The sequence below is a fragment of the Marinobacter sp. E2 genome (assembly GCF_055755345.1).
This window is the reverse complement of sequence record NZ_CM146911.1, coordinates 2,541,825-2,557,879: the sequence shown is the minus strand read 5'-3', so window position 1 is coordinate 2,557,879 and position 16,055 is coordinate 2,541,825. Positions and strand designations below refer to the sequence as shown.

13 protein-coding genes and 3 tRNA genes are annotated in these 16,055 nt (G+C 60.2%); 10 read left to right on the top strand and 6 right to left on the bottom strand.

The window, feature by feature from the left end:
- Positions 1–49 precede the first annotated feature (49 nt).
- The 4 genes from groL to gspD all read left to right on the top strand — a co-directional run bounded on the left by groL (position 50) and on the right by gspD (position 5,545).
- Positions 50–1,702 (top strand): chaperonin GroEL, encoded by a 1,653-nt coding sequence (gene groL, locus AC0J1C_RS11650; protein ID WP_375191732.1) that lies wholly within the window; start codon positions 50–52, stop codon positions 1,700–1,702.
- 165 nt (positions 1,703–1,867) lie between these two features.
- Positions 1,868–2,656 carry a type II secretion system protein N gene (gene gspN / locus AC0J1C_RS11645; RefSeq protein ID WP_473044023.1) on the top strand — a complete coding sequence of 263 codons (789 nt, stop codon included), beginning with the start codon at positions 1,868–1,870 and terminating at the stop codon, positions 2,654–2,656.
- Positions 2,657–2,699: 43 nt separating this feature from the next.
- Complete coding sequence (locus AC0J1C_RS11640) at positions 2,700–3,554, top strand: type II secretion system protein N (protein WP_473044022.1); 855 nt, start codon at positions 2,700–2,702, stop codon at positions 3,552–3,554.
- Between the two features lie 32 nt (positions 3,555–3,586).
- On the top strand, positions 3,587–5,545 hold the full coding sequence (gene gspD, locus AC0J1C_RS11635) for a type II secretion system secretin GspD (RefSeq protein WP_375191735.1): 1,959 nt from the start codon (positions 3,587–3,589) through the stop codon (positions 5,543–5,545).
- 9 nt (positions 5,546–5,554) lie between these two features.
- On the opposite strand, the gene AC0J1C_RS11630 is transcribed toward gspD, so the two are convergent.
- The 6 genes from AC0J1C_RS11630 to purE all read right to left on the bottom strand — a co-directional run bounded on the left by AC0J1C_RS11630 (position 5,555) and on the right by purE (position 12,781).
- Complete coding sequence (locus AC0J1C_RS11630) at positions 5,555–7,516, bottom strand: M48 family metallopeptidase (protein WP_473044021.1); 1,962 nt, start codon at positions 7,514–7,516, stop codon at positions 5,555–5,557.
- A gap of 11 nt (positions 7,517–7,527) precedes the next feature.
- Positions 7,528–8,115 carry a LemA family protein gene (locus tag AC0J1C_RS11625; protein WP_091986460.1) on the bottom strand — a complete coding sequence of 196 codons (588 nt, stop codon included), beginning with the start codon at positions 8,113–8,115 and terminating at the stop codon, positions 7,528–7,530.
- 22 nt (positions 8,116–8,137) lie between these two features.
- Entirely contained in the window at positions 8,138–10,198 is a 2,061-nt protein-coding gene (locus AC0J1C_RS11620; protein ID WP_473044020.1) for a putative bifunctional diguanylate cyclase/phosphodiesterase, read from the bottom strand.
- A 285-nt stretch (positions 10,199–10,483) separates the two neighbouring features.
- The gene (sodB, locus tag AC0J1C_RS11615; RefSeq protein ID WP_136631545.1) at positions 10,484–11,062 is read right to left on the bottom strand and encodes a superoxide dismutase [Fe]; all 579 of its coding nucleotides are present in this window, start codon (positions 11,060–11,062) and stop codon (positions 10,484–10,486) included.
- A gap of 71 nt (positions 11,063–11,133) precedes the next feature.
- A complete protein-coding gene (locus tag AC0J1C_RS11610) occupies positions 11,134–12,252 on the bottom strand; it encodes a 5-(carboxyamino)imidazole ribonucleotide synthase (RefSeq protein ID WP_473044018.1) in 1,119 nt (372 codons plus the stop codon).
- A gap of 37 nt (positions 12,253–12,289) precedes the next feature.
- Positions 12,290–12,781 (bottom strand): 5-(carboxyamino)imidazole ribonucleotide mutase, encoded by a 492-nt coding sequence (purE, locus tag AC0J1C_RS11605; RefSeq protein ID WP_473044017.1) that lies wholly within the window; start codon positions 12,779–12,781, stop codon positions 12,290–12,292.
- A 375-nt stretch (positions 12,782–13,156) separates the two neighbouring features.
- Here purE and AC0J1C_RS11600 point away from each other — a divergent pair, with 375 nt between their 5' ends.
- From AC0J1C_RS11600 to AC0J1C_RS11575, 6 genes are all read left to right on the top strand, one after another.
- Positions 13,157–14,143: a hypothetical protein gene (locus tag AC0J1C_RS11600; RefSeq protein ID WP_473044016.1), complete on the top strand. Its 987-nt coding sequence runs from the start codon at positions 13,157–13,159 to the stop codon at positions 14,141–14,143.
- A 132-nt stretch (positions 14,144–14,275) separates the two neighbouring features.
- Positions 14,276–15,148, top strand: coding sequence for a DUF2846 domain-containing protein (locus AC0J1C_RS11595; protein WP_375191741.1), 873 nt, complete (start codon positions 14,276–14,278; stop codon positions 15,146–15,148).
- 101 nt (positions 15,149–15,249) lie between these two features.
- Complete coding sequence (locus tag AC0J1C_RS11590; protein ID WP_375191742.1) at positions 15,250–15,462, top strand: hypothetical protein; 213 nt, start codon at positions 15,250–15,252, stop codon at positions 15,460–15,462.
- Between the two features lie 198 nt (positions 15,463–15,660).
- A tRNA-Val gene (locus AC0J1C_RS11585) sits at positions 15,661–15,736 on the top strand.
- A gap of 67 nt (positions 15,737–15,803) precedes the next feature.
- Positions 15,804–15,880 (top strand) — tRNA-Asp (locus AC0J1C_RS11580).
- An 8-nt stretch (positions 15,881–15,888) separates the two neighbouring features.
- A tRNA-Val gene (locus AC0J1C_RS11575) sits at positions 15,889–15,964 on the top strand.
- Positions 15,965–16,055: the final 91 nt, after the last annotated feature.

Sequence of the window (16,055 nt, the reverse complement as noted above, 5' to 3'; positions counted from 1 at the left end):
TAATCCGATTGGTTCAACGATTTCGGTTTAACGAACAGGAATAGAAGACATGGCAGCAAAAGACGTTAAATTCGGTGATAGTGCACGCAAGCGCATGGTCGCAGGCGTCAACATCCTGGCAGACGCGGTGAAAGTAACCCTCGGCCCGAAAGGCCGGAATGTGGTACTGGAGAAGTCCTTCGGCGCACCGACCATCACCAAAGACGGTGTGTCCGTGGCCAAGGAAATCGAACTGAAAGACAAGTTCGAGAACATGGGCGCCCAGATGGTGAAGGAAGTGGCTTCCCAGGCCAACGAGAGTGCCGGTGACGGCACCACTACGGCTACTGTACTGGCCCAGTCCATCGTTAACGAGGGCATCAAGGCCGTCACTGCCGGTATGAATCCCATGGACCTGAAGCGTGGCATCGACAAGGCCACTGCCGAGGCCGTGAAAGCCATCCGTGAAATGGCCAAGCCCTGTGACGACAGCAAGATGATTGCCCAGGTAGGCACCATCTCCGCCAACGGCGACCAGACCATCGGCAAGATCATCGCCGACGCCATGGAGAAAGTCGGCAAAGAAGGTGTAATCACCGTTGAGGAAGGCCGTGGCCTGGAAGACGAGCTCGACGTTGTTGAAGGTATGCAGTTCGACCGCGGCTACCTGAGCCCGTACTTCATCAACAATCAGGACAACATGTCCGCCGAGCTGGATGACCCGTACATCCTGCTGGTCGACAAGAAGATCTCCAACATCCGCGAACTGCTGCCGGTGCTGGAATCCGTTGCCAAGGCGGGCAAGCCGCTGCAGATCATTGCCGAGGACATCGAGGGCGAAGCCCTGGCGACTCTGGTTGTGAACAACATGCGTGGCATCGTGAAAGTCAACGCCGTCAAGGCGCCGGGCTTTGGTGACCGTCGCAAGGAGATGCTGCAGGACATCGCCATCCTGACCGGTGGTACCGTGATTTCCGAGGAAGTGGGTCTGACCCTGGAGAACACCACTCTGGACGACCTGGGCACCGCCAAGCGTGTGAACGTGACCAAGGAAAACACCACCATCATCGGCGGTGCCGGCGCGCAGGCAGACATCGAAGCCCGCGTTGAGCAGATCCGCAAGCAGATCGAAGACAGCACCTCCGACTACGACAAGGAGAAGCTGCAGGAGCGTGTGGCCAAGCTGGCTGGCGGTGTTGCCGTCATCAAGGTGGGCGCCGGTTCTGAAGTGGAAATGAAAGAGAAGAAGGCTCGCGTTGAAGACGCGCTGCACTCCACCCGCGCTGCCGTTGAAGAAGGCATCGTGGCGGGTGGTGGCGTTACCCTGATCCGCGCCATTGCGGCCCTGGACAAGGTGGATGCCATCAACGAAGAGCAGAAGGCAGGCGTCAACATTCTGCGCCGTGCCATGGAAGCGCCGCTGCGTCAGATCGTGTTCAACGCAGGCGGTGAGTCTTCCGTTGTGGTTGCCAAGGTGAAGGAAGGCGAAGGCTCCTTCGGCTTCAACGCTGCCACCGAGCAGTACGGCGACATGCTGGACATGGGTATCCTGGATCCTGCCAAGGTGACCCGTTCATCCCTGCAGGCGGCCGCTTCCGTGGCGTCTCTGATCATCACCACCGAGGCGATGGTTGCCGACGAGCCGGAAGACGAGAAAGCCGGCGGCGGCATGCCAGACATGGGTGGCATGGGCGGAATGGGAGGCATGGGCGGCATGATGTAATGCCGGCCAGACTCCAGGCAGCGCTTCATTCCTGAAGTGCTGCCCGGCCCACATCGAAAACCCCGCGTTGGTTCACGCTAACGCGGGGTTTTTGTTTTTTTGTCATGAACTTGCCTATGGGCTTTGCTAGACTCGGCTACCGGTCCATTATCTGTGCAACGCTGAATGAGTGACGCCCAACCCAAATCCTTTCTGCGCCCAGGCAAGCTGCTTGTGCTTCTGCTGCTGGGGCTGATTGTTTACTGTCTGGCACTCGCTGTTCTGGTCCCCGCCGGCTGGGTGTGGCATCACGCCTCGGGTTTTGTGACCCTACCGCAACAGGTTCAGGTTCGCCAGGTTGCCGGCACGCTTTGGGACGGCGAGGCGGGCGTGGTGGTTGCAGGGTTCCCGGTTCGCGTCGACTGGCGCCTGAACACGCCAAGGGCCACCGAGCTCGCGTTGCCAATCGATATTTCTGTGGCATCGTCACACTCTTCCCTGAACGGCAATGTTACGATCGGATGGCCGGCCAGCGCCCGGCTGGAGGCCAGCGGGCAGATCACGGTTGCCGAGTTCGAGGAGCTGATACGCCAGAGCGGTGGGGCCATGATTGAGGGAGAGGTTACGGTTGATCGATTACAGCTGGCCTGGGCAGATAACCGGCTGGTTGAGGCCGAGGGCATTGCCCGATGGCAGGGCGGGCTGGTGACCTGGCCCATGGGCGATCAACGCGGCCAGGCAGAGTTTCCACCCATGCAGGCCACGATGGACACAACCGAGGGCGGCGTTGCCCTCACGGTGTCTGCCCAGGGTGGCGAAGGCCCGGCGGCGGATGCGACCGTGTTGTGGAACGGAATGCTGGAGCTGCGGGTCTACAAACGCATGGTGGATCTTGCCGGGCAGCCCTGGCCAGATACCGCGCGCCCGGGAGACATTGTGTTCCGGGTTCGTCAGCCGCTGGTTCCCGGGCTGTGACCATGTTGCCGTTGAATGAACGGGTAAGCAGGAGATCGACCCCATGGCGTTACTGAGCACGCCGGCGCAAACCCGGGTATCGCGGGCGTTCGCCAACCTGCTGCTGTTGGCATTGGTGGTGTATCTTGCGGTGTTCATGGCCCGGATCAGCTGGCTGATTGCCTGGGATGACCGGCCTGTGCCGCAGGCGCCAGCTTCCGAGGGCCCTGGCTTGGCCGGAAGAAGCGCCGGGCAGAGCGCGTCGATGGCGGTCTATGATTTCTTCGGCCGTTCGGAGAGCCCCGGCCAGGTGGCCGAAGCGGTTCGACGCTCTGCACCGGAGACCCGCCTGCGTCTGCGCCTCGAGGGCGTTCTAGTGGGACAGCGTCCGGAAGACTCCGGTGCTATAGTTGCGGGAAGCAATGGTGAAACGGCGTATTACCGGGTCGGTGACCTGCTACCGGGCAACGCGGAGCTTGCGGAGGTTGAGCCGGGGCGGGTGCTCATTCGTCGGGGAGGACGCTACGAATCCCTGACCTTCGAGGAGCAGGAGTCCTCGGAACTGGTTGCAGAAGTGGCCACCGAGTCGGCAGAATCATCCCCGGATGCGTTCCTGGCCAATGCCAGGGAACAGATTGATAGCCAGGGTGTTGCCGCTCTCGCGCCGTTTGGCCTCAGCCCGGTGGACCAGAGCGGGGCGTCGGGGTACGTCTACGACGGCTCCAACCCCATGCTCAATGCCGTCAACCTGCAGGCCGGCGATGTGATTACCGCCATCAACGGCCAGAGGCTGGGGGATATCAGCCAGGACAAGTCGCTGCTGGAAAGCTGGCGGGGCCAGTCCCAGATTGACATAGAAATCGAGCGTGACGGATCCATCCTCACCATCAGTTATGCCATACCCGAGCAGTGGCGCTGACCGGGTTCATCGAAACAGGACGAAATCGCCAGATGTATAACCACAAGATCAATTTTCTGCGGGCGCTTGTCCTGCTGGTTCTGCTCCCGTTCATGTCCGTGGCCCATGGACAACAAGCCGAAACCTGGAGACTGAACCTGAAAGATGCCGACATTCGCGCTTTCGTAACCCAGGTGGCGGACATCACCGGCTACAGTTTTGTGGTGGATCCGCGGGTGAAGGGGAAGGTCACGGTGCTCTCCAGCGCGCCCATGAACAAGGATGAGATTTACGATCTGTTTCTGGCGGTTCTCAACGTGCACGGCTTCACGGCCATACCTGGTGAAGAAGTGATCAAGGTGGTCCAGCAGGTGGATGCCAAACAGTCCGCCGAGTCTCTGAACCGCTTTGAGGAAACGCCCTCCGAACAGCTGATCACCCGCGTGATCCAGATCGATAACGCCAACGCCCTGGAACTGGTGCCCATTCTGCGACCCCTGGTGGCCAAGTACGGTCACCTCGCCGGTGTGGCGGCGGCGAACGCACTCATCATCAGCGACCATTCGTCCAATATCCAGCGCATCGAGCAGATTGTCCGTGAGCTGGACAGCCCGTCGAAATACGAGGTGGAGGTGATCCAGCTGCAGGAAGCCTGGGTGGGGGACATGGTAACCCTGCTACAGGAGCTCGCCCCGGATGAACTGGGCCGCGGCGGCGGTGGCGAGAACGTTGCCCGTAAATACAGCGTGACCGCCGACGAGCGCAGCAATCGGCTGATTCTGCGGGGTGACGAGACCTTCCGTGACAAAATGCGCGGCCTTATCCGGCAGCTGGACCAGCCTTCGGCTACCGGTGGCACCACCAAGGTGCTGCGTCTCAAGCACGCCGATGCCAAGAATCTGACCGAAATCCTCAAGGGAGTCATGGGTGAGCTGGTGAAAGAGAGCGCCGGTTCCGGTGGCGCAGCCGGCGGTTCCAGGCCAGAGAGCAACTTTGCCGTGTTTGCCGATGAAGGCCTGAACGCCCTGGTGGTTCGGGGTGAGCCCTCCCTGATGCAGGAAGCGGAACAGATTGTTGCCGCCCTGGATGTGCGTCGGGCTCAGGTAATGATTGAAGCGGCCATTGTCGAGATCAGCGACGAACTGGGTCAGGATCTGGGCGTGCAGGTGGCGGTTGGCGACGAGTCCGGGGAATCAACCCCGGTGGCTGGTACCAACTTCGGCAATGTCGGGCGCAGCCTGGGTGAGGTGCTCAGCGCGATCCTCACCGAATCCGCCATTACGCCGGCCACCGGCGGTATCACCATTGGTGCGGGCCAGCGTGATGAGAACGGCATCAGTTGGGGCATCCTGCTGCAGGCGCTGTCTACCTCCTCGGCAGCCAACCTGTTATCTACGCCCAGCATTATCACGCTGGATAACCAGGAGTCCGAGATTACCGTGGGTCAGAACGTGCCGTTCCGGACCGGGCAGTACACCGCAACCGGCAACAACGCCACTAACCCCTTCACCACCATCGAGCGCCGGGACGTGGGCCTTACTCTCAAGGTAACACCGACCATCAGTGCCGACGGCCTGGTGCGCCTGGTGGTGGAGCAAACCACCGAAAGCGTGGCCGACAGCATCGAGAACGCCTCGGACATCGTCACCAACAAGCGTGAAATCAAGACCACGGTTCTGGCTGACGACGGCGAAACCATCGTTCTGGGCGGCCTGACGCGGGACGATTACCAGGTTAACAAGAGCAAGGTGCCGCTGCTGGGGGATATCCCCGTGCTCGGGCGCCTGTTCTCCTCCGAGTCGGAGCGTCGGGTGAAGCGGAACCTGCTGGTGTTCCTGCGCCCGAAGATTCTGCTGGGCAAGGAAGAGGCTGTTGCTGCCACATCAGACAAGTTCGACCAGCTGTGGGAAGTCAATCTGAACATCCGCGAAAAGCTTGGCATTCCCTCGTCTGAGGAGGGCAACCCGACGGCCGATACGCTGTTCGAAGAGGGCACCACCCGGGTTCAGTAACCCGGCCCCTCAAACCGACAGGGGCGGCATCGGACAGTCTATCTGGTCCGCCACCAGTCGCATCAGCTCATACTCCCGCGCGTCTACCCGGCCGTCCCGGGTTATGCAGTAGCCACAGGCATCAATCACCGCCGGCTTGAGTAGCGGTGACAGCCCGTTAAGGGCTGTGAGCGCCTCCCGAAGCTGACGCATGGTGACCTTCTCCAGGGTCGGCGCCTTGTCACTGCGGCCGTCCACAAAGCCCGCCATGGCCTCCTGGTACAAAACCTCTGCCTCGTCTTGGTTTTCGGTGCCCGCCCGTGCCAGCAGGCTGAGAACCCTCTGCAGCGCCGGAAGCACTGGCCGGTAGCTCTTGTAGCGAACGGGAACAACCCGCTCCGCCTCGTCGCCCAGATGCCGTGACAGGAAGCTGGTCAGGGCCAGTTCGAACAGGGTAACGCGGTTATCCGCGGCCACCAGTTTCTGGACGTTGGTGATCAGCAGTTCCCTTTCTTCCGGATCCAGCTTGCGCAGTGCCGGCATCGCCAGCTCAAGGGCAGGAAACCGCACGCCCTCACCGATGGTCTTGAGCGCAGGTAGCAACTTATCGAGCAGGTCGGGCTGGCTTCCAAGCACCGGATGGTCAGGCAGGAGGCCCAGCCGTTCGGTTTGCTGTTGGCGAGGCAGTTCGCTGATCAGCAGCCCGTAGCACAGCTGAATGGCGCCTGCCCGGGTGTACAGAAGATTCCGGAAGGTGGCCGGAAGCCGCTCCAGGAACTGCAGGGCGAAATCTTCACTGCGCCGATTGACCGTGCCCACCTGGTCGGAGAATTTACGTGTGTTGGTGGGCGGCGAAAGACTGGATGCCAGGGGCGAGGTGGAAGCCCTGGGCTGCCCGCCCGCGAATGCCGCCGCCCCGGCTGAAGGCGCAGGGCCGGAATAGAGACGGTTGCCTGGTTCGGTGTCACGAAGCCGGCTCCGGAGCCTGGCGAGCATACCTGGTTGGATTGCATTGATCCGCTCTTCAACCGGGGGATGTGAGGCCAGAAGGGAAGTGAACTTCATCCGGGCGCTCTCGCCAAAGCACATGTGGTTCATGTCGCTGGCGTGACTGGTGGTGTCCAGGAAGCCACCCTTGAGGCCGATCTTGAACAGGGCGCCGGCAATGCCTTCCGGATTCCGGGTAAACTGGACCGACGAGGCATCGGCCAGCATTTCCCGTTGCCGTGAAACCGCAGCCTGGATCAGCCGGCCAAAGAACACACCTACGTAACCGATTACAAACAGGGCCACGCCGATGATGCCCATGGCTGCCTGGGCCCGCCCGTCCCTTGATCGACCCACCCGGTGGCCCCGATAGAAGGAGGCCCGCAACAGGAAACCGCCGATCTGCCCGATCATCAGGATTCCCGCCAGCAACGCAATCAGCCTTACGTTTAGGCGCATGTCGCCGTTCAGGATGTGGCTGAATTCATGGGCCACAACGCCCTGCAGCTCGTCTCTGGTGAGCTGGGTAACCGCTCCGTGAGTCACCACCATCACCGCCTCGCCCGGTGTGTAGCCGGCAACAAAGGCGTTGACGCCGGTTTCCTGGTCCATCACGTAGAGCTCGGGAACCGGCACGCCACTGGCGATGGACATTTCCTCGACAATGTTGCGCAGCTTGCGCTCGTCGGCGTCACGGGTATCCGGATCGATGGGGCGTGCGCCCACCATTTTGGCAACCCGGCTACCGCCGCCGGCCAGGTCAACCCAGCGCAGCAACGAGCCGAGCACGATAAGGCCAACCACGGTTGCGGCCGTCAGCAGCCCGTGGCTCGACAGCAGCCAGTTGTGAAAGGCGAGCCCGGAGCTTTCACTACGGGTCACCAGGTAGCCCACCAGGCAAACAGCCAGGGTAATCAGCGCAACGGCGGTCAGGAACAGAAACACCAGCAGGCTGGTGTTGCGCCGGGCGTGGGCCTGGCGCTGGAAAAAACCGGGATGAGCCATGGGTGAGGGCCTCAGAAGGCCACTTTGGGTGCCTGGCGGGCCTCGGGGGATTCCAGTTCAAGCTGGGAGGTTTCCTTGAACGCAAACATGCCCGCCACGATGTTGTTGGGAAACTGCTCCCGGAAGGTGTTGTAGCTCATCACACCATCGTTGTAGGCCTGGCGGGCGAAGGCCACGCGGTTCTCCGTGCTGGAAAGCTCTTCCATCAGCTGTTGGATGGTCTCGTTGGCCTTCAGGTCCGGGTAGTTCTCTGCCACCGCATAGAAGTTGGCCAGGGCCTTGGTCAGCAGGTTCTCGGCGCTGCCCAGGCGCTGGATCTTGGTGCCATCGCCGGGGTCCCGGGCGGCGTCTTTCTGGGCGCTTACCGCATTGTTGCGGGCTTCCATGACCTGGGTGAGGGTGGACTTCTCATGGCTCAGGTACGCTTTGGCGGCCTCTACCAGATTGGGGATGAGATCGTGACGGCGCTGCAGTTGCACGTCAATTTGCGCAAAGCCGTTCTTGAATTGATTTCTCAGTGAAACCAGGCGGTTGTAGATAAACACGAGGTAGAAGACAACGACGGCAATAACAATCAGGCCAATGACGGTGGTACCCATTGCGGCTCCTCAGAGAGATGAATCAGGCGTTATTTTCCACAATCTGCTCGTGGAAACCCTTAACGAAGGTCTCAAAATCGCGGGGCGATAGCGGCTTGCTGAAATAGTAGCCCTGAGCCAGCTTGCAGCCTCGCTGGCTCAGGTAGTATTCCTGCTCGGCGGTTTCCACCCCTTCGGCGACCACGGACAGGTTGAGGCTTTTGCCCAGGTCGATGATGGTGTTGGCAATTCGGGTGTCTTCTTCATTCACCAGCAGGTCGCGGATGAACTGCTTGTCGATTTTCAGGTGCTGGACCGGCATTTGCTTCAGGTAGGTCAGTGAGGAGTAGCCTGTACCAAAATCGTCGACCGCAATGCTGATGCCGGCCTGGTGCAGCCGGTGTAGTTTGGCGACAGCATCGGAGAGGTTGGTCATGAAACTGGTTTCGGTCACTTCCAGTTCGAGCCGGCCCGCCGGGATGTTGTGTCGTCGGAGTGTGTCCAGGACGTCTTCCACAATCGTATTCTGGCGCAGCTGAACCGCCGACAGGTTCACGGCGATGCGCAGCGGTGCGCCGTCTGAGGCCCAGCGCGCGGCCTGCCAGCACGCCTGATCGAGCACCCATTGCCCGATTTCGACAATCGAGCCGTTGGCCTCCGCCACAGGTATGAACAGGTCGGGCGGCACCAGGCCCCGGATCGGATGCTCCCAGCGAAGCAGTGCCTCGGCGCCGATCACCCGCTTGCTCTCTAGGTTGATCTGGGGCTGATAAACCAGATGGAACTGGTGGTTGGCCAGGGCCTTGGCGAGATCCTTCTCGAGCTGTTTCCGGTCGCGGATTTCCTGGTCGATACTGGCGACGTAGAACTGGAAATGGTTCTGCCCGTTCTGTTTGGCCAGAGTCATGGTCTGTTCGGCACACTGCAGGAGTCGATCGGCCTGTCCGGTATCCGAGGGGTAAAGTGCGACGCCCATGGTAGCCGTCATGGCGATGCTCTGGTCTTCCACCAGCATGGGTTCGCTGATGCAGGCCAGAATCCGATCGGCGGTGTCGGCCGCCTGGAAGCCGTCACGGAGGCCTTTCTCCACAATGACAAACTGGTCGCTACCGAGCCGGGCAATGGTGAAGCGGGCGTTGTCGAGCTTGCTGGTGAGCCGGTCCGCGATGGTCTGGAGGATAAGATCCCCCGACCGGAAACCGCACTGTTCGTTAATGGACTTGAAATCATCGATGCCACAGACAATCAGCGATAACTGAACGCCACGCTTGTTGGCCTCCTCGATATCCCTAACCAGCAGCTCCATGAACGTGTCCCGGCTGGGCAGTCCGGTGAGCTGGTCGTAACGGGACAACCGGCTCACCCGGTCTTCGGCTTCCTGGTGACGTTTCTGGCTGTCGCCAATGGCAACCAGCAGGTTGTTGGTGGCGTTGACCCACAGGCCCAGCTCGTCACTCTGATGCCCGGAGGGCGTGGTCACCAGTCGGTCGTCCGGATGCGCCGGGTCCACCTGTTTGACCGAGGCAACGATTCGTAGCAGCGGCCGGGTCAGCAGGAGGTGGAACACGTAGAACAGCACCATACCCAGTATCAGGGCGGTGGCGATGCCGGAGGCGAAGGTCACCGCTGCCCGGTCCAGCCAGGTGTTGGCGGCCGGTGCGGTATCGTAGTGGACATCGAGGTAGCCGTAGACCATGTCCGGATTGGCCTCGCGGGACAAAGGCTCGCGAAACTGGCGTTCGTCCTCGAAAATCGGGTCGGTCAGTGGACGAAAGGCCGCCTCCAGCAGAGGGCGGCTCCGCTCACCCAGGGGTGTGCCGTCCGGGTGGACGATACGGGCCATATGCACGGACTGTTTGGCGAAGAGACCGTCCACCACCTGCTGGGCAAGATCCGAATCAATGCTGAACACCGCCTGGGTTGCAGCATCCTTGATCATCGCGATGGTCTGGCGGGCATCGTTATCGAGTACGGCGGACACACGCCTGGCGTCCAGCACAACCTGTACGGTGCTGACGACAATACCGCTGATCAGGGCCACGGCAAGAATCCAGCGCAGTATCCGTGAGCCCAGCCGATGTTCTACCTCAAAGGAATTCTGCATTCAGTACTGTCTTTAATCCGGTTCCGTCAGGACGATCGTTTCACAAACGGCAATGTGAAAAAAATCGGACAATGGGCGACCCCCTTGAGGCCGGCCTGTAGATTACCCGTCAGTATGGTTCAGTATGGCCATATCTTCATGGAGTATCGGCGATTTTTTTGAATTATTCAGAGAGCAGTTGTATCGATTTGTAATTGTGTCGGAAAGGTAGACACAAAAACGCCCGCGCGAGGCGGGCGTTCCTGTCTTGGCCCCTGGGGGCCGCTAGCTCGAGTCCGGACCGGATCAGGCCAGGTTTTCGTTTACGAAATCCCAGTTCACCAGGTTCCAGAATGCCTCGAGGTAGTTCGGGCGGGAGTTCCGGTAGTCGATGTAGTAGGCGTGTTCCCAGACATCGACGGTCAGTACCGGCTTGTCGGCGCCGGTGAGCGGGGTTTCCGCGTTGCTGGTGTTCACGATGGCAACACTGCCGTCTGCTTTCTTGACCAGCCAGGTCCAGCCAGAACCGAAGTTGTTGGCGGCCTTGTCGTTGAATTCTTTCTTGAAGTCCTCGAAAGAACCAAAGGCTTTCTCGATGGCTTCCTTGGCGGCGCCGGTGGGCTCACCACCACCGTTCGGGCTCAGGCAGTGCCAGTAGAAGGTGTGGTTCCAGACCTGAGCTGCATTGTTGAACAGCGGGCCGCTGGCGCTCTTGATGATGTCCTCGAGGGACTTGTTGGCATTGTCAGTGCCTTCGATCAGGCCATTGAGCTTGGTTACGTAAGTGTTGTGGTGCTTGCCGTAATGGTACTCAAGCGTTTCCTGAGAGATGTGCGGTTCCAGTGCGTTCTTTTCATACGGCAGTGCGGGAAGTTCAAATGCCATGAGGTCGTTCTCCCTGTCTCTCTGTTTGTGTTTACGTTCACCACCCCAATATAGGGGCGGTTTGATCGATATCAACCCTTTGCTGTCAAAGAGCTTTTGAACTCGGGGCAGCCTGGCAGGAACTGGGCGCAGGTCTTTACGCGCCAAACCAGTTCCTCGTAACTGTCGGCCAGGATATTCACATGGCCCAGCTTCCGGCCCGGGCGCTCTCCCTTGTTATAGAGATGCACGTGGGCATAGGGCAGTTCGAGGATGCGCTCGATGTCGCCATGCTCGCCGATGATATTGATCATGCAGCTCACGCCCCGGGGGGCAACATTGCCCAGTGGGTGCCCGCTCACGGCCCGGATGTGATTCTCGAACTGGCTGGTCATGGCGCCTTCGATGGTCCAGTGCCCAGAGTTGTGCACCCTGGGGGCCATTTCGTTGGCAACGAGGCCATTAGCAGTCTCGAAAAGTTCGAGGGTTAATACGCCAACGTAGTCCAATTCGTTCAACAGCGCCTTGATGTACCGCTCGGCGTCTTCCTGTACGTGCTTTTCCAGCTTTGGAGCCGGAGCGATGGAGTAGCGCAGAATGCCCTCATGGTGGGTATTCTCGGCCATCGGATAGAACGCCAGGTCCCCGTCTTCCGCACGCACTGCGATCATCGACACTTCCCGGTGAAAGTCCACGAACTTCTCGACAATCAGCCGTGGATGACCGATGGACGCCCAGGCCGCCTCGGCTTCTTCCGGGCTTCTGAGCACCGCCTGGCCCTTGCCGTCGTAACCCTCGGTGTTGGACTTGGCAACCACCGGGCAGCCCAGGGCTTCGGCGGCTGCTTTCAGAGAAGCCGCGCTGTCGGCGATTTTCCACTCGGGTGTCGGGATCCCGAGCTGCCCGAACAGGGTTTTCTCGGCTTCCCGGTTCTGGCAGACCTGCAGGGCCCTGGGGCAGGGGTGCACCGGCTTCTGGCTGGCGATCTGCTCAGCAACGTCCACCGGCAGGTGTTCGAACTCGTAGGTCACGCGGTCCACGCGGGAAAGGAAGTCATCGAGGTATTCGCCTTCGCGGTCGATGATGACTTCGCCCAAGCCTGCGCTTGGGCTGCCAGACATGTCATAGAAGACAAAGGTCTTGGCCAGTGGATACCCGGCCAGCGCCAGCATCCTCCCGAGTTGTCCGGCGCCCAGTACACCAATTCTCATTTGAGCTCTCCTGCCGTTTCTTGCACCGAGGTTAATATTACGGATCCTGAGGGTCGGGGTTGTCCAGTATGGTTTGCGTCTGGGTTGAACGGAATTCTTCCACGGCGTTGCGAATGCTCTCATCGAAGGTGCCGAGGATCTGGGCAGCCAGCAAGCCTGCATTGGTGGCACCGGCTTTGCCAATGGCCAGGGTGCCTACGGCAATGCCACCGGGCATCTGGACGATAGAGAGCAGGGAATCCAGGCCGTTCAGTGTCTTGGACTGTACCGGCACACCCAGTACCGGCAGGGCGGTCTGGGAGGCAACCATGCCCGGCAAATGGGCCGCGCCGCCGGCACCGGCGATAATGACTTTCAGGCCGCGGTCGGCGGCGGTTTTGGCGTAGTCGAACAGGAGGTCCGGGGTGCGATGGGCGGAGACGACTTTGGTTTCGTAGGGCACGCCGAGTTTCTCTAGCATGGCGGCAGCGTGTTCCATGGTGGGCCAGTCGGATTTGGAGCCCATGATGAGTCCTACAAGCGGCTGCATGTGCAACATCCTGTGATAATTGGAAAGCCGGCCATTGTATGTTTTGCCTACCTACCATGCAACAAAGCCCGGTGCTTGGCGCCGTTGGGAAGGCTTTTCCGGAAAACGCTACGAGCACCCCTCCGGGGTCCAGCCAGCAATCACAGATTGCCGTCGTTCGCCTGTCGCATGAAGCTTCGCTTCATCAGCGCTCCGTCTCACCCATGTGCGCTTGGCTGAAGCCATCCATGGCTTCAGACATTTCCGGAAAAGCCTTCCCAACGACGCCCCGAGCTGAGGTGCAAGACGCCAGGGGACTCCCAACATTTTTACCCGTGCCTAAGTACAGGTATTATCAGACCCTATCGCTGTAACCGTCCATAGTCAGGAGCTGTAATGGAACCCATCCGTCCAGATGATGATGAACTGAGGGCCGAACGACCGATCGGCAGTGCCGAGCCAAAGAAAACGGCGGAAAGGAAGCCCGGGTCTTCAGGTAGCAAGGCGTCGGCGGGCGGCAAGGCGGAGCCGCCGGCGGGCGGAGCGCCGTCCGGTGGACGGAAGGGGGGCAACGGAGGTGGCGGACGCGGGAGCTCTGCGCTGCTGTGGGTGTTGCTGGTTGTGGTGGCAGCGGCTGCTGGTGCCGGCTGGTACACCCAGGAGCAGCGGGTTCAGGCGTTGGAGAGTCAGCTTGAGGAAGCGGACTATTGGGCGCGGCAGAGCAAGCTGGCGTTGGCACGGTTTGAAGGTGAGCTGTCGGAAACCGGCGAGAATCTGCAGGAGCGGGGTGAGTCGCTGGAGGACAAGATTGCGGCTCAGGAGAAGCGGCTGGATACCGCGGACAGCGAGATCCGCAAGCTGTGGGCGGTGGCCAATGAGCGCAACAAGAAGCGCCTGGACGAGCACCAGGAGCGGCTGGCCGCGCTGGACTCGGGTCTGGCAGAGAATGACAAGGCCATTGGTGCGGTTGAAGCATCGGTTGAGCAGGCTCGTCAGTCGTTGTCCTCCGACATTGCTGCCCTGAAAAACCAGACTGAAACCTCGGTGGCGGCGTTGCAGGACGCGAACCGGCAGGCAACGGAGCAATTGACCCGTCTCAGCCAGCAGCTGGCGGATGTGGATCAGGTGATCGAGAACCGGATTCGGCGTTTCGAGCAGGAGCAGAAGCTGGGCATCAGCGGGCTTGAGGGCCGTGTGGCCGCCCTGGAGCGGGAAACCGATCAGCTCGCCGGGGATAGTCGGGTGCAGGCCCTCAGCAATGAGCTGGCAAACCTGAAGCGCACGGTGGACTCTATTGATGCCTCTCGGTCGCAGCTCACCTCGCGGCTGGTGCGGCTTTCGGAAGAAGTGAATCAGCTTCGGACCCAGGTCAGCGGACAATAAACGCTGGCCTGAACGGGCGGTATCCCGGGTTTTGTAACGGTTTGTAGCCAGCCCTTGCGGTAGCTCTCATTTCTGCCGTTTGCCAGTTGTTATGATCGGGCAACTCGCAATCAGGATGAAGAGTTGCCAACCATGAAAACCCGAGTGCCTTCCGTTCCCGCTTTTCTCCGGCCGCTGGCTGCGGCGCTGCTGTTGCTGGCCTTGTCCGGCTGTACGGTGTACCAGTCTATTGGCAAGAGTGTCGGTTCGTTCCTGCATCCGGTGTCCGGGCACGATTTCGTTCACATCGATAACGACAGCTGGGACCGTCGAAACGCGCTGCTGTATTTCTATCGCACTCACTCCCAGTGGGCGGCCGACGAGATCGAGGCGCCCAGCGTTTACATAGACGACACCCATTACTTCAATATACGTAATGACAGTTTCACCTGGCTGGAAGTCAGCCCAGGGGAGAGACACATTGCCATGCGCAGGCCGCTGCTGGGTCTCGAGGGGCTCAATTCGTTCAGTCTGAGCCTTATTGCAGACGCCACGCTCAAGGTTGAGCCAGGCAAGATCTATTACCTGCGGTATAACGAGCTGACAGAGCCCGACCAGCGGCATCCGCAGCTGGATCCGGACCATCCGCTGGCCCAGGGAGATCTGCAACTGGTGACGCGTGACTATGCCATGCAGGCCGATGAGCTTGTGTCTACCCGTTTTCTGAACAGTGACCTGTTGGCGCCAAACCATGCGGCGACCTCGATCGTGGAAGTAACGGAAGACGTCGACTATGAGCGCAAGCGGGTATTGCTCGAGGAAGAGCGCGAACTGGAGCTCGAGCGCTTGAAGGCCGAGGGCAAGTATGAATCCGCGTCCTGGTTCTGGCCCTTCGGTGGCGGCCCGACCGTTCCGCTGGAAACAGACCGGAAAATCGAGAAACTCGAGCGCGAGTACGCCGAGCTTGAACGTGAGCGGGAGCGTCGCGAGGAGGCGGAGTCCGGCGGTGGCTGGTGGATTTTCTGACGGCTGGCTACACTGTTGGCAGGTATACCGCTTGGAATTGAAACCCCATGTCGCTCAAGGATTCTCTCAGACTTCGTTTTGAAAAACTGACGGATGATGTTGTGCCTCAGCTCCTCGAGGGCTGGGGCGATCTGCAGAAACGTCTGGATGCGCTGAATTGTTCCCTGGCCGAGCGGTCCGTTCCTCAAGACCGTCGGGCCCGGGTGAGTGAGCTGTCGCTGCAGGAAAAGGCCCAACGGGCCGGGCAGCGCAAGCCGGCGCTCCGTAGCGTAAAATCCGTGCCGGACAGTGCCGCTGGCAAAAAGGGAAATTGAACGAAAACTGTCCGTTTTTTAAAGGCTTGCAGGTTTTTTCAGAAAATTCCGGGAAAATATTTGACACCGTCAGCCAAATGCTTAAAATGCGCCTCTCACTTGGTTGAGACAGCTGCGCTGACAACCGGGTGACAGGCTTCAGATGTTCGGCAAAGCGTTACGCCAGCCGTAAAAGCTTTGGGAACGAAGCCAGAAAGTGGGTGGTTAGCTCAGCTGGGAGAGCATCGCCCTTACAAGGCGAGGGTCACTGGTTCGATCCCAGTACCACCCACCACTTTCAAGCGCATTACCGGATCACCCCATCCGGTTTCAGGTTCAGGCCCACGGGCCCGAATTGATGCGGAGCGGTAGTTCAGTTGGTTAGAATACCGGCCTGTCACGCCGGGGGTCGCGGGTTCGAGTCCCGTCCGCTCCGCCATTTTTCCCGGGTGGTTAGCTCAGCTGGGAGAGCATCGCCCTTACAAGGCGAGGGTCACTGGTTCGATCCCAGTACCACCCACCATATTCCAAAAAGGGCCGATCCGAGAGGATTGGCCCTTTTTTTGTGCTTGTGTTTTGTGCTCGAGGAGCCGGATCAGCCAAAGGCATGATCC